Here is a 13,539-nt window from a genome sequence, read left to right as displayed (position 1 = left end):
ATGTATTAATTATGTAAAAATACCTTATTGGTACTTTTTCCACACACTTTCAAACTGCTCTTCGTTAAAACCAAGTGTTACATTCGTTCCATCTGTTACAATTGGACGTTTAATCAACATGCCATCAGATGCTAAAAGCTCGTACATTTCGTCTTCGCTTGCATCTTTCAACTTATCTTTCAGACCAAGTTCACGGTAACGCATTCCACTTGTATTAAAGAATTTTTTTAATGGTAATTCACTTTTTTCATGTAAATTACGTAAATCTTCTTTTGATGGTGGATTTTCAACAATATGAATCATCTCATATGCTACATCGTTTGCCTCAAACCATTTCTTTGCCTTTTGACATGTGCCACACTTTGGATATGAATAAAATGTTACTGTCATAAATTCACCTACTTTTTTACTAACCTTTACCTTTATCATATAGAAAACGTTTTATTATTTCAAACCATTATTCGCTAAACTTTTACTTATTTCGTGATAATTTTTAATAATCCTGCGAATTTTTCTTATTTTTCCGCCATTTGTTAAGAAAAAAATAAATATATAAATTTTTTTAGATTCTGCACCAAACATATATCTTAAACAAGCGTTTGATTAATTCCACATTTTTCTTTCTTACGCCTTGAGCTGCATCGGTTTCTTCCTACCGAACATACAGCTTAAACAAACGTTTGATTAATTCTCCATTTTTCTTTCTTAACCCTTAAGTTACATCGGTTTCTTCCTACCGAACATACAGCTTAAACAAACGTTTATTTAAAAAAATAAGAAGCCTCGTTTACAGGCTCCCTCATCATCTATTCAAATAATCTGCGATGGTTTGAAATACGACGATATACATATTATGAATACTTTCTTCTGTATTTCCTCCATTAGATAAACCAATTGCCCATTGTTGCCCTTCACCACTTCCGATATTTGCAAAACCTTGCGTATACATCACATTTACATCTTTTCGTGCACTGTTATACTCTGTCCCTTTTGTAATAAAAATTGAATATGATTTATCTTGTAAACCAATAAAAAACACTGGTTTCTTTAGCGATGAAAATACATTTTTGTACTGCTCTGTTGAGGCTTCTTGAAAGTGATCTTTCATTATTAGAAAACCATCCACTTCCTTAGATTTCTTTTCCAGTGCCTCTAACTTCATTTCCTCAAACTTTACATTCCTAAACGTATCTTTCGGCTTTTCTCCAACAACTCCAATTACGAGTGCTCTTCCGTTATATTCTAATTTCTCTCCTTCTTTATCCTTTGCACACCCAGCACTGACTAGGCATATCAATATAAAAAATAAGAAATACGATAAACGCTTCATATAGCACCCTCCCCTTCTTTTTAGTCAAGTGACAAAAACGTAAGGTTAATTCAAGAAAATGTAAGTAAAATCGATAGCCCAATTCACGTTTCTATATTATAATCAATTGAATTTACTTACATTACTAAACATAGGAGATCAACATGAAGAAATTTAAACTTTCATCTTTTCTTCCGTTAAGTTATATACTTCTACTTGTACTCGTAAGTCCCCTTTACGACGTATTAAATAAATCGACTGTTCACGCAGTAGACGTTACAACTGTAGTAGATGATTGGATTCCATTTGTAAAAGCATTTATTATTCCTTATTTACTTTGGTTTCCATACTTATACGGCGCACTTATTTATTACTGCTTTGCTGACCGAAAGCAATATTATGTCACTTTAAGTAGTGTTATTTTTGGAAAGCTTGCTTGTTTTTCTATTTATTATTTTTGGCAAACAACTGTACCGCGTCCGACTGTCGTTGGAACAGATATATTTTCTGAACTAGTTCGCTATATTTATAGTATCGATCAACCGGTAAACTGTTTCCCTAGCATTCACGTTCTTACTACATTTGTAATTATGTTAGCTGCCTTTAAGCGTAGAGAGCAACATGCTTTTGAATATTACATCCTTACTTTCTTCGGTACACTTATTATTTTATCAACGTTATTTACGAAGCAGCATGCCTTTGTAGATGCCGTTTCTGGAATGACGCTTGCAAGCATACTTTACTTCGGCGTTCAACTCTTATTGGCGAAAGAACCAATAAGAGTTCCAGTAAAACAAAATCATAGAATGTAACATGACAAAAAAGCAGACTGTGGCTTCTCAGTCTGCTTTTATCTATTATTAAGGAGATTTTCAATTTAAGATTGCGGTACAGTCATATCACCAGAATGAATACGACCTGCTTTTTTAAGAGCAATGTAAAGTATATAAGAAACAGCTACTGGAATAACGATATAAGTAATTACCATCGCTGGGAGAACTCCCCATCCTTGGCTGGAAATTAAATTAATTGGTGCGATAAGAGAACTTAATCCAAGACCTGCAATTTCCTTTCCTGCTTCCAGTTGGAAAATTAATGCGGATACTGGACCGACTATAGCACTGGCGACGACAGTTGGAACGAGAATCATTGGATTTTTAGTGATATTTGGCAACTGTACTTTCGGAGTACAAAGTGCTTGAGCTAATATGCCACCTAAATTGTTTTCTTTCGCTGAGATGACAGAGAATCCGATAAACTGAGCGACGCATCCGGCAAGAGCAGCACCACCTGCAACACCGTCTAAGCTAAGTGCAATTGCTAACGCAGCTGATGAAGCTGGAGAGATAAGTAATAGTCCCCAAACTACTGCAATGACGATAGAAGCGATAAACGGGCTACCAGCCGAGCTATCTTTAATAAAAGCTCCAACTGCGTTTAAAACAGGAGTAATATTATGAGCTAACCAAATACCAACTAAACCAGAGCCTAATATTGCCGCAAATGGAACGAGCATCATATCTAAAGCAGTTTTTCCGCTTAAACGTTTACCAATATATACAGCTAAAGTTGCTGTTAATAAAGCACCGATTGGCTCACCTGTTTTAATAATTAGACCTGCTTCAGTAATTGAAATGGATCCGGCACCAATTGCTCCAGCCACCATAGCCGAGAAGATTACAAGGCCATTTGCACCGAGCATAAAAGCAATCCCGGCACCAATTGCTGGTGCCATAAGTGATTTTGCAACAACTCCGATTGTAATAAGTAATGGTATATCAACAATTCTTCCTATATTTTCGATCAGTAAACCAATTCCGAGGGATACGAAAATACCTTGTGCGATTCCAGCAGATGCTTTAAATACACGAGACATTATATATTCCTTCATTTGTTTCACCTTCTTCTATAAGTTAGTAACCAATTGTTTTCATATAATCACGTAAAATATCGTTTGATTTTGCGAATCGAGATTCTTCATCCTCTGTTAAATTGAGTTCTACAACTTCTCTTATACCGTCTCTAGTAATAATAGCTGGTACTCCTGTACAAATATCATATTCACCATACTCACCATCTAAAATGGCTGATACAGCAATGACACGGTGATCATCATTAAAGATTGAACTCGCAATATATGCTAGAGAATTTCCGATTCCGTAATAAGTAGTTCCTTTTCGCTTATAAATTTCCCATCCAGCTTTCGCAGTCTTCTCAACAATTTCATCTAAATCTATTTCACCAAATCGTTCTTTTTGTTCTTCTAAAATTTGCAGAATTGGCTTTCCACCAACAGTTACGTGAGACCAAGCAACCATTTGAGAATCACCATGTTCTCCCAATGAATACCCATGAATACTACGAGGGTCTACATGTAACATTTCAGATAAAATTGTTCTTAAGCGAGAAGAATCTAATGATGTACCTGTACCGATCACACGATTTCTAGGTAATCCAGATAATTTCCATACTTCATATGTAATAATATCAACTGGGTTCGATGCGAGTAAGAAAATACCATCAAATCCACTTTCCATTACGCCACCAACAACACTTTCCATAATCTTTGCACTTGCTCCTAAAGTATCTAAGCGACTTTGTCCAGGTTTTGGTGCTGGCCCTGCAGTAATAATAACAATGTCCATATCTTTGCAGTCTTCATAGCTTCCTGCATATACTTTTGTTCTTGTATTTGTAAAGTTAATGCAATGTGATAAATCCATTGCTTCCCCAACTGCACGTTCATGATTTATATCAATTAATAATAGCTCTTCGCAAATGCCTTGATTCACAATAGAATACGCACAACTTGATCCAACTAATCCAGTACCGATAATTGCAATTTTTCTTGTATGTCTTTTCATAGCAATCTCTCCTAAGTGATCATATAATCTATTTCTTTTGTTCTTTACACTCTTAATTATAGAGGTTATCACGATAGAAACCATGGATACTTTGTGAAATATTGAACAAAGTTTTTGTCCTTTTTGTGAATTGTTATATTCCATTTTCGTCATATTTGTTACAACTGGAAAAATATTTATTATATATTTATTGACATACAACAAAATAAAACGAGCGAATCCATTTTCGCTCGTTTTTTCATCCTATTATTCTGCACTTAACTGACTTTTCAATTGCTGCACAATCATCGGATTCGCAGGTGCTGCTGGTTTATAATAACTCTTTTGCTTTGCGTACTCATACATATTACGTTGGCGCATCTCATCTTGATTACGAATTTGGATTAACGTTTGATGTAACTGCTCATTATCAGACTGAGCAATATAATTTGCATAACTTGTTAAACTTGCATTTAATCCTGCTAAATAATCATTTACCATATCTTTTTCATTCATGTTCCGCTTCCTCCTATCCTAAAAAAGTCATTAATTGTTGCTTCGTATTTCGTGCATCTTGTGCATCCTTTTGTAGCATTTGTTTCAGTTGTGGATCTGTACACGTCTGTGCATACTGCTCCAACTTGTTAATAATTGTTGCATGTCCACCGATTAAATGACGTAAATTTTCTACTTCAAGCTCTGTTAAGTTTTGCATAGGATACTCCTACCTTTCTTTATTCGTTCACTGTTAGTATTTAGCTATTTTTTGATTGTATACATGAATTAACTTTTTCACGTGCATACAAAATAAAAGATGAATAGCTAAGCCATTCACCTTTTATACTGGTTATGTATTTATTTTTATAGAGATACAATCATACTTATACTCACAAGTAAGTTCCATACAATGTGTAAAATAATACTAGGTATAATAGATTGCGTCTTTTTGTATAACATTGCAAATACCATTCCCATAATCGTTGCTGTAATTAGAAGCCCCCCATGAAGAAGTCCAAAAATGAAGGAAGAGATAATGATACTAACTAAAAAATTATATTTCTTTTCTAAAAATCGATATAAAATACCTCGAAATAGAATTTCTTCTTTAACCGGCGTAATGATAGCAACACTTAACACATATATAATACTTTGTATGCTATTTTGAAGCCTTAAACTCCCTAATTGTTCCTTTTGTTCCGCTGCACTTTCAAAACTAAACACATGTAACATTAAATATTGTGATACTGCAATGATAATAAAACCAATTAATAGATATAAATATGTCTTCCCATTCTTCAAAACGGATACATCCCAAATGTATTTAATAAAATGAAAAACCGGTTTATAGGCTAATAAAACGATAGCAACAACAATTGCATCGAATAAGAGTAAATAATATCCTTCTAATTTAGTACTTAATGCTTCTTCTCCATAAATCTCAAAGGCTAAACCAAGAAATAATCCTCCTAGGAGTGAAATCCCTATAATCATTGCTATCATTACAAATAGATTTTTATATGTTATATTCTCGATTTTTCTTTCCACACTATACGCTTCTAACACTGTTTTACCCACAGTATCCCTCCAGTTATTCTCATTTATCTCATTAAAATCCTTTAATTTAAATATAAAGATAATATAACAAAATTTACAAAAAGAATAATATGCAATTTTACATATTATGAAAACTTTATATTTTATAGTTTTAGGAATAGGATTGCTATGCAATAATTATTATATGAAATTTCAAAAAACACTTCCTATCCACCATAATCCTCGCATCATATAAAACTTATTAGTTAAAGGAGCAATGAACATGAAAACACATGACTTCCTTACAGAAATCCAGAAGGGCTCTGAGCCTAGTCCCTATCAAGACCCCATCGTATTCAGTTTCGTTTGCTTTTTCTTAGCGATATATACATTTTTCAAACCTGCAAAATAATATCATTTCATAAGAAAAAGCCTACCATTCTTTTCGAATCATATGCACTAAAAAACCTTAGAATCACTTCTAAGGTTTTTGTTTGCCTTGCTTCTTATTCACGTAATCCTTTAATAAACGTTTCCAATAATACATGTAAACTTGTATCTAAATCTAGTGGCAAACCAAATCCACCCTGCTGTTCAATCGACGCAAATCCATGACAAATACTTCTGAATCCACGTGTCGCATGAAGTGCATTCTCTCCTTCTAAGCCGTATTGCTGTAAAACCTGAAGACAAAGCTTTACAATTCCGTCACCTGCTTTTCTTACTTCTTCATCTCGTAAAAAAGTTGCTTCATATAGTCCAGGATGTTTGCGGACAAATGCTACATACGCTTCTCCTAAAGCATGAACTGCTTCATCCATCCGTTTACCCTCGGCCGCTTCTTCCAGTCTGTTATGCAGCTGTTTGATTCCGTAAATGCCAAGATTTTTCCGTACATCTTGTAAACCTTTTACATGATTGTATAGCGAGGGTGAACGTACCCCTAATGTTTGCGCTAATGAAGCTAACGTTACTTCTTGTATTCCGTTTGTATCTGCAATTTCTGCTGCTGTTTCTACAATTTTCGGTAATGTAAGTCCGATTCTCGGTGACATAAATTAACCTTCTTTCCTACTTTCTATATTCCGCTTAGCTTTCTTAATAGCAAGCTCTATGATAGCACCTGGATCTTTTATCATTTTCCCATGTCCTGCCGCAAGTAAGGAAGGCTCATATTTGCTTAGCTTCTCTGCACTTTGTAACGATATTTCTTTGCTCCACGTTGCCATCGCAGGAAACGGAAACCAAAATTTCATTTGTCCCGAAACAGCCATACCTCCTCTTGTTTGAAATACATCCCCGACAATAAGAGCTTTATTTCGTACATCAAGAAATGACATGGAGCCTGGCGTATGTCCCGGTGTCCTAATCGCAAGAAGCGATCCAACTCGGTCGCCATCTTCCAATAAAACATCAGGTACCGTTTTTACCTTTTTAGGTACACCGCCTTTTATCGGTATATTCGGTTCATCCTTTTGTAACGTCGTATCTCCTTCTAACAGCTTTGCGTCCCGCTTAGAAATATAGACTGGAACATTAGGAAATACTTCCTTTAATGCGTCTAGTGCACCGATGTGATCATCATGCGCATGCGTTAATACAATATTCTTAATCGGTTTTCCTATTTTCTCAGCCGCTTGTAAAATCCCTTTTGCACTGTATGGCAAAGCAGCATCAATTAAAGTTAAACCATCTTCTTCCTCCACAAAATAACAATTCACTGGAAACACTCTTGGCAAAAATGACAATTGATATACCGTTTTTTCATGTATCATTCTCATATTTCCATCCCCCTTTTCACGAAAACTAATACCATTAGTTTTATTATACTAATGGTATTAGTTTTATGTCACTAAAAATTTTATTTTTTCAGAAAAAAGAACAGTAGCCGTATAAACGACTACTGTTCTTTAAAAGTATTAAACTGTGTAACGCTCATCTTCTAAAATTTTCGCAGCAATTTCACGTTTCTTCGGAATTACGTTAAGTGGTGTGTGGCGAGTTAATTTACGTAATGATGATAACATCATGCGCAGCATGTCGCCGTTTTCAACTGCGATAAGTGTTTCTTTCGCATCTGCTTCGATTTCGTTGAATGCTTCTTGGCAGAATACTTCAGTGTATAACACTTTTTGTTTATTCTTTTCAAGACCAGTTGTTTTAATTGCTTTTTCTGTACGAAGAACAGCTGATTCCATTGCATATAGGTTACTTACGATGTCAGCGATATTCACAAGAATTTCTTGCTCTTTATCTAATGCTTTACCGTATTTTTGAGCCGCTAATCCAGCTACCATTAAACCAATTTTCTTCGCATTAGTTACTAAATACTTTTGAAGTGCTAATGGCTCATCGCCTACTTCTTCTGGCATCATCATCATTAACTCTTCTTGTAATTTTTGTGCTTTTTGAAGAAGTGGTAATTCACCTTTCATCGCTTTACGTAAGAACGTACCTGGTACGATTAGGCGGTTAATTTCATTCGTTCCTTCGAAAATACGGTTAATACGAGAATCGCGGTACATTCTTTCAATCTCGTACTCTGCCATAAATCCGTAACCACCGTGAATTTGAACACCTTCATCTACTGTATAATCTAGTACTTCAGAACCGAATACTTTATTTAAAGAGCACTCGATTGCATATTCAGCGATAGAAGCTGCTACTGCTTTACCGTCTTTTACTTCTTCTTCAGATAATGTGCTCATGCGGCTTTCGAATAAACCTACTGTACGATATACAGAACTTTCAGCTGCATATGTTTTTGCTGCCATATTCGCAAGTTTCTCTTGAATTAATGGGAAGCGAGCGATTGGCTGTTTGAATTGTTGACGTTGGTTTGCATATTGTGCTGAAATTTCTACTGCACGTTTCGCAGATCCAACTGTACCAACACCTAATTTATAACGGCCGATATTTAAAATGTTGAATGCGATAATATGACCTTTACCGATTTCACCAAGTAGGTTTTCTTTCGGTACTAATGCATCTTCTAAAATTAACGTACGAGTTGAAGAACATTTAATACCCATTTTCTTTTCTTCTGGGCTTGTAGATACGCCAGCATATTCTTTCTCTACGATAAATGCTGAGAAGTGCTCTCCATCAATTTTTGCATACACGATAAATACGTCAGCGAATGCAGAGTTTGTAATCCATTGTTTTTCACCATTTAATACATAATGTGTACCTTCTGCATTTAAACGTGCAGTTGTTTTTGCACCTAATGCGTCAGATCCTGAACCTGGCTCTGTTAATGCGTATGCAGCTAATTTCTCACCAGTTGCAAGTAATGGTAAATACTTTTTCTTTTGCTCTTCGTTACCGAATAATACGATTGGTAACGATCCGATACCTACGTGAGCACCGTGAGTAATTGCAAAGCCACCTGCGCGAGAGAATTTCTCTGCGATTAACGCTGAGCTTACTTTATCAAGGCCAATTCCTCCGTACTCTTCTGGTACATCAGCACCTAATAAACCAAGTTCTCCAGCTTCTTTTAACAGACGAACAGAACGATCAAACTCATGTTGCTCTAAATATTCAAGCTCTGGAAGAACTTCATTTACGATAAAGTCCTCTGTCGTTTTTGCAATCATTTTATGCTCAGATGAAAAATCTTCTGGCGTAAACACTTGATCAATCGTAATCTCATCTACTAAAAAGCTACCGCCTTTAACCGCATTTCCTACTGTTTTTTCCATGAAAATTTCCTCCTTCATATTTTCATGAGCAGCTTCTTTCAAAAAAGAAAGAAGCTGGCTCTCAATTTTATTTTTTATAAACCTTCGTTGCTTCCATTCTTTTTTTATAATCCAGTTCCAGTGGCTAAAACAGTCGGTCGTTTCACCCCTTCCTGTGAGGCAAAAAGCGCCTCTTCGTCAGGGCTTCCAACGCCCTCCTGTTCTGAGCAAGCCGCTTCCACTTTTTTTATAGTCCAGTTCCAGTGGCTAGAATGTTCGGTGGCTTCGCTTCTTCCTACGAGGCAAAGAGCGCCTCTTCGTCTGAAGCTCCATCCCCCTCACATTCTGAGCAAGCCGCTTCCACTTTTTTTATAGTAATTCAAATACTCCCGCTGCTCCCATTCCGCCACCGATACACATTGTTACGATACCGAATTGTTCGTTGCGGCGTTTCATTTCGTGAATAAGAGATAGTGTTAGTTTTGCTCCTGTACAGCCAAGTGGATGTCCAAGTGCGATTGCACCACCGTTTACGTTTACTTTTTCTTCATCTAAACCAAGTTCACGAATAACTTGGATTGATTGTGAAGCGAATGCTTCATTTAGTTCGAATAGGCCGATATCAGATAGCTCTAAACCAGCTAGTTTTAACGCTTTCGGAATTGCAGCGATTGGACCGATTCCCATTACTTCTGGTGGTACGCCAGCTACTGCAAATGAACGGAATTTCGCAAGTGGCTTCATACCATCACTTACTGCTTTTTCACGATCCATCAATAATACAGATGCTGCACCATCACTCATTTGTGAAGAGTTACCAGCTGTTACAGAACCGCGAACGTTAAATGCTGGACGTAATTTACCTAAAATGTCTAATGTCGTTTCTGCTCTTACACCTTCGTCTTGTGCGAAAGTGATTGTTTCTTCTTGTAATTTGTTGTTTGCTCCAACAGTACGTAACGTTACATCTACAGATACTGTTTCATCAGCAAAGTTCCCTGCCGCTAATGCTTTGGCAGCACGTTGATGACTTCTTACTGCGAATGCATCTTGCTCTTCACGAGAAATTCCATATTTCACAGCAACTTGCTCTGCTGTATGTCCCATACCCATATAATATTCTGGAGCTGCTTCTACAAGGCGACTATTCGGACGAACAACGTGTCCCATCATTGGAACTAAACTCATTGATTCCGCTCCACCTGATAATACAGCTTCAGAGTGACCAAGCATAATACGCTCTGCTCCGTAAGCGATACTTTGTAAACCTGAAGAACAGTAACGGTTAATCGTAATAGCTGGAACATCGTAAGAAAGTCCTGCTAATCCACCGATATTACGAGCCATATTTAAACCTTGCTCTGCTTCTGGCATCGCACAGCCGAAAATTAAATCGTCAATTGGTCCTTCATAATTCGCACGCTTTAACGTTTCCTTTACTACTAACGCCCCTAGATCGTCAGGACGAACTGTTTTTAATGAACCCCTCTTTGCTTTTCCAATTGGTGTTCTTGCTCCCGCAACAATGACAGCTTCTCTCATGAACGATATCTCCCCTCGTTATTAGTTACGTAATGGCTTTCCTTTTACAAGCATGTGCTGCATTCTTGCTTGTGATTTCATCTCACTTACTAAGCTAATAAATGCTTCACGTTCTACATCTAATAAATATTGCTCATCAACTTCTGTTCCGTACGGCACTTTTCCGCCCGCAATGACATATGCAAGTTTCTTCGCAATGTGAAGATCATGTTCAGAAATGTAACCTGATAAATGCATTGCTTCTGCACCAAGTACAAGAGTTGCATATCCTGTTTCACCAACAACTGGTATCTTTTTACGAATCGGTGCTTTATAACCAGCTTCATATAAAGCAAGTGCTTTCTGTTTCGCATCATATAGTAAGTGATCACCATTCACACTAATACCGTCTTTATCGCCTAAGAAGTTGTTCGATACAGCTTCTTGGGCTGATGTAGAAACTTTCGCCATCGCTACAGATTCGAACACTTTATTCGCAACTTTTTGCAGGTCAAACTCTACACCATTTGGCATTTTATTTAAGTGTTTAATGTATAGCTCTTTATTACCGCCTCCGCCAGGAATTAAGCCAACACCAACTTCTACTAAGCCCATATACGTTTCACTAGAAGCTTGAATGCTAGCTGCTGGTAAGCAAACTTCTGTACCTCCGCCAAGCGTCATACCATATGGTGCTGCTACAACTGGCTTAGAAGAGTACTTAATTTTCGTCATTGCATCTTGGAAGTTTTTCACAACCAACTCAATTTCAAAGTAATTGTCGTCTTGTGCTTCCATTAAGATCATCGCTAAGTTCGCACCAACGCAGAAGTTCTTCGATTGGTTACCGATAACAAGACCTTTATAATTTTTTTCTACTTCATCAACAGCATAGTTAATCATTTGCGTAATATCCATACCGATTGCATTGCTCTTCGAATGGAATTCTAAGCAAAGGATGCCGTCGCCTAAATCAATTAAGCTCGCTCCGCTATTTTTCTTTAATACACCATTTTTCGCTTTTAATTGCTTAAGAGAAATTGCTTTTTTATTACGCTCGATTAGCTTATATTCGCCATTATCGTAATAGTAGCTATCGCCGTTATCATGTTTATAGAAAGTAGTGAAACCTTTCTCTAACATTTCTTTCACCCAAGTAGGAACAACTACGCCGTTTTCTTCCATCTTTTGAACAGATTTTTCAACACCGATTGCATCCCACACTTCAAATGGTCCTTGCTCCCAGCCGAAGCCCCACTTCATCGCTTGGTCAATTGCAACGATATCGTCAGCAATTTCTTTATGAAGTTTTGCAGAGTATAAAAGAGTTGGTGTAATGATGTTCCATAACAACTCTCCTGCACGATCTTTCGCGTATACAAGCGCTTTCAATTTATTCGCTAATCCTTTTTCTTGTTTACTTAACTCTACGGATGCAGCTTTTAATTTTTTACGCGCTTCGTATTCCATCGTTTTAGGGTTTAACTCTAAAATTTCTTTCCCTTGTTTTAAGAAGAAGCCTTGACCCGTTTTACTTCCAAGCCATTTTTTCTCAAGCATTTCATGCATGAAAGCTGGTACTTTAAATACATCACGCTCTTCTTCTTGCACATTTTCATATACGTTATTTGCAACGTGTACGAATGTATCTAAGCCGACAACATCTAATGTGCGGAACGTTGCGCTCTTCGGACGACCAATAAGTAGGCCTGTTACAGAATCAACTTCCCCAATACTATAGCCGCGTTTTACCATCTCTTGAAGAGTAACAAGTAAACCGTACGTACCGATGCGGTTTCCAATAAAGTTTGGTGTGTCTTTTGCGATAACAACGCCTTTTCCAAGAACGTCTTCGCCAAATAGTTTCATGAAGCTTAATACTTGTGGATCTGTTTCTTTCGTCGGTATTACCTCTAGAAGTTTTAAATATCGTGGTGGGTTAAAAAAGTGTGTGCCTAAGAAGTGTTTCTGGAAGTCGTCTGAACGACCTTCTGCCATTTTTTCAACTGAGATGCCTGACGTATTCGAGCTGACAATAGAACCCGGTTTACGAACAGCGTCTACTTTTTCAAATAATTTCTTTTTAATCTCTAAGTTTTCAACTACTACTTCAATAATCCAATCTACATCAGCTAGACGCTCAAGATCATCTTCTAAGTTACCTGCTTCAATCAGTGCTAGATTTCCTTTCACTGTCAGAGGAGCTGGTTTTTGCTTTAATAATTTTTGCACAGCCGTATTACTAAAACGATTTCTCACACTTTTATGTTCTAATGTAAGTCCCTTCGCTTCTTCTTCTTTCGTAAGCGCAGGTGGTACAATATCAAGCAATAATGTCGGAATACCAATATTAGCTAAGTGTGCCGCAATTCCCGAACCCATTACGCCTGAACCTAGAACAGCAGCCTTTTTAATTTGGAACATCCAATTCTCCCCCTATTCTTGAATGAATGCTCATTCAATTTTTCGACATAAGTCGCAATCAATGAGTGAGCCTCTACTAATAAATATATGATACTGTTTAAATTTTCGCAATATATTTATTGATAAAATTTTCTGAAATAAATATTTTTCTTTCATTTGGCTATGCTATACATGTGTATTTTCTTTGTTTAAATGCACTTTTCCTTTTTATAATCTGACGAAACTG

Annotated in this window: 13 protein-coding genes; 1 reads left to right on the top strand and 12 read right to left on the bottom strand. The window is 36.7% G+C overall.

Annotated elements, in window-relative coordinates; translation table 11 throughout:
* Nucleotides 1-24 precede the first annotated feature (24 nt).
* Entirely contained in the window at nt 25-390 is a 366-nt protein-coding gene (locus MR143_RS07905) for an arsenate reductase family protein (protein WP_000218968.1), read from the bottom strand.
* Between the two features lie 412 nt (nt 391-802).
* The gene (locus tag MR143_RS07900) at nt 803-1,330 is read right to left on the bottom strand and encodes a hypothetical protein (protein ID WP_000826885.1); all 528 of its coding nucleotides are present in this window, start codon (nt 1,328-1,330) and stop codon (nt 803-805) included.
* Nucleotides 1,331-1,473: 143 nt separating this feature from the next.
* Between MR143_RS07900 and MR143_RS07895 the strand changes: the two genes are divergently transcribed.
* Nucleotides 1,474-2,121 (top strand): phosphatase PAP2 family protein, encoded by a 648-nt coding sequence (locus MR143_RS07895; RefSeq protein ID WP_000713768.1) that lies wholly within the window; start codon nt 1,474-1,476, stop codon nt 2,119-2,121.
* A 65-nt stretch (nt 2,122-2,186) separates the two neighbouring features.
* Here the strand turns inward: MR143_RS07895 and MR143_RS07890 are convergent, their stop codons facing one another.
* From MR143_RS07890 to MR143_RS07845, 10 genes are all read right to left on the bottom strand, one after another.
* Entirely contained in the window at nt 2,187-3,200 is a 1,014-nt protein-coding gene (locus MR143_RS07890) for a PTS sugar transporter subunit IIC (protein ID WP_000666162.1), read from the bottom strand.
* A gap of 22 nt (nt 3,201-3,222) precedes the next feature.
* Nucleotides 3,223-4,173: an L-lactate dehydrogenase gene (locus MR143_RS07885; protein ID WP_000820650.1), complete on the bottom strand. Its 951-nt coding sequence runs from the start codon at nt 4,171-4,173 to the stop codon at nt 3,223-3,225.
* Nucleotides 4,174-4,419: 246 nt separating this feature from the next.
* Nucleotides 4,420-4,668 (bottom strand): spore coat protein, encoded by a 249-nt coding sequence (locus tag MR143_RS07880; protein ID WP_001002987.1) that lies wholly within the window; start codon nt 4,666-4,668, stop codon nt 4,420-4,422.
* Nucleotides 4,669-4,681: 13 nt separating this feature from the next.
* The gene (locus MR143_RS07875) at nt 4,682-4,867 is read right to left on the bottom strand and encodes a hypothetical protein (RefSeq protein ID WP_001180555.1); all 186 of its coding nucleotides are present in this window, start codon (nt 4,865-4,867) and stop codon (nt 4,682-4,684) included.
* Between the two features lie 146 nt (nt 4,868-5,013).
* Nucleotides 5,014-5,727: a CPBP family intramembrane glutamic endopeptidase gene (locus MR143_RS07870; protein WP_000520911.1), complete on the bottom strand. Its 714-nt coding sequence runs from the start codon at nt 5,725-5,727 to the stop codon at nt 5,014-5,016.
* A 464-nt stretch (nt 5,728-6,191) separates the two neighbouring features.
* Nucleotides 6,192-6,740 carry a TetR/AcrR family transcriptional regulator gene (locus MR143_RS07865; protein ID WP_000074918.1) on the bottom strand — a complete coding sequence of 183 codons (549 nt, stop codon included), beginning with the start codon at nt 6,738-6,740 and terminating at the stop codon, nt 6,192-6,194.
* A 3-nt stretch (nt 6,741-6,743) separates the two neighbouring features.
* A complete protein-coding gene (locus MR143_RS07860; protein WP_001242339.1) occupies nt 6,744-7,466 on the bottom strand; it encodes an MBL fold metallo-hydrolase in 723 nt (240 codons plus the stop codon).
* 138 nt (nt 7,467-7,604) lie between these two features.
* A complete protein-coding gene (locus tag MR143_RS07855) occupies nt 7,605-9,389 on the bottom strand; it encodes an acyl-CoA dehydrogenase family protein (protein ID WP_000416287.1) in 1,785 nt (594 codons plus the stop codon).
* 348 nt (nt 9,390-9,737) lie between these two features.
* Complete coding sequence (locus MR143_RS07850; RefSeq protein ID WP_001206335.1) at nt 9,738-10,910, bottom strand: acetyl-CoA C-acetyltransferase; 1,173 nt, start codon at nt 10,908-10,910, stop codon at nt 9,738-9,740.
* Between the two features lie 21 nt (nt 10,911-10,931).
* Complete coding sequence (locus MR143_RS07845; RefSeq protein ID WP_000486394.1) at nt 10,932-13,313, bottom strand: 3-hydroxyacyl-CoA dehydrogenase/enoyl-CoA hydratase family protein; 2,382 nt, start codon at nt 13,311-13,313, stop codon at nt 10,932-10,934.
* Nucleotides 13,314-13,539 lie beyond the last annotated feature (226 nt).

This window comes from Bacillus cereus group sp. BfR-BA-01347, assembly GCF_022663835.1.
GTDB classification, from domain to species: Bacteria; Bacillota; Bacilli; order Bacillales; family Bacillaceae_G; genus Bacillus_A; species Bacillus_A thuringiensis_K.
Note: the sequence above shows the minus strand (reverse complement) of the source record. Positions and strands in the feature narration are given on the sequence as shown.

What these genes read in the sequence shown, in the direction of transcription:
- MR143_RS07905 (WP_000218968.1), bottom strand. Translation starts at nt 390, where the DNA reads ATGACAGTAACATTTTATTCATATCCAAAGTGTGGCACATGTCAAAAG.
- MR143_RS07900 (WP_000826885.1), bottom strand. Translation starts at nt 1,330, where the DNA reads ATGAAGCGTTTATCGTATTTCTTATTTTTTATATTGATATGCCTAGTC.
- MR143_RS07895 (WP_000713768.1), top strand. Translation starts at nt 1,474, where the DNA reads ATGAAGAAATTTAAACTTTCATCTTTTCTTCCGTTAAGTTATATACTT.
- MR143_RS07890 (WP_000666162.1), bottom strand. Translation starts at nt 3,200, where the DNA reads ATGAAGGAATATATAATGTCTCGTGTATTTAAAGCATCTGCTGGAATC.
- MR143_RS07885 (WP_000820650.1), bottom strand. Translation starts at nt 4,173, where the DNA reads ATGAAAAGACATACAAGAAAAATTGCAATTATCGGTACTGGATTAGTT.
- MR143_RS07880 (WP_001002987.1), bottom strand. Translation starts at nt 4,668, where the DNA reads ATGAATGAAAAAGATATGGTAAATGATTATTTAGCAGGATTAAATGCA.
- MR143_RS07875 (WP_001180555.1), bottom strand. Translation starts at nt 4,867, where the DNA reads ATGCAAAACTTAACAGAGCTTGAAGTAGAAAATTTACGTCATTTAATC.
- MR143_RS07865 (WP_000074918.1), bottom strand. Translation starts at nt 6,740, where the DNA reads ATGTCACCGAGAATCGGACTTACATTACCGAAAATTGTAGAAACAGCA.
- MR143_RS07860 (WP_001242339.1), bottom strand. Translation starts at nt 7,466, where the DNA reads ATGAGAATGATACATGAAAAAACGGTATATCAATTGTCATTTTTGCCA.
- MR143_RS07855 (WP_000416287.1), bottom strand. Translation starts at nt 9,389, where the DNA reads ATGGAAAAAACAGTAGGAAATGCGGTTAAAGGCGGTAGCTTTTTAGTA.
- MR143_RS07850 (WP_001206335.1), bottom strand. Translation starts at nt 10,910, where the DNA reads ATGAGAGAAGCTGTCATTGTTGCGGGAGCAAGAACACCAATTGGAAAA.
- MR143_RS07845 (WP_000486394.1), bottom strand. Translation starts at nt 13,313, where the DNA reads ATGTTCCAAATTAAAAAGGCTGCTGTTCTAGGTTCAGGCGTAATGGGT.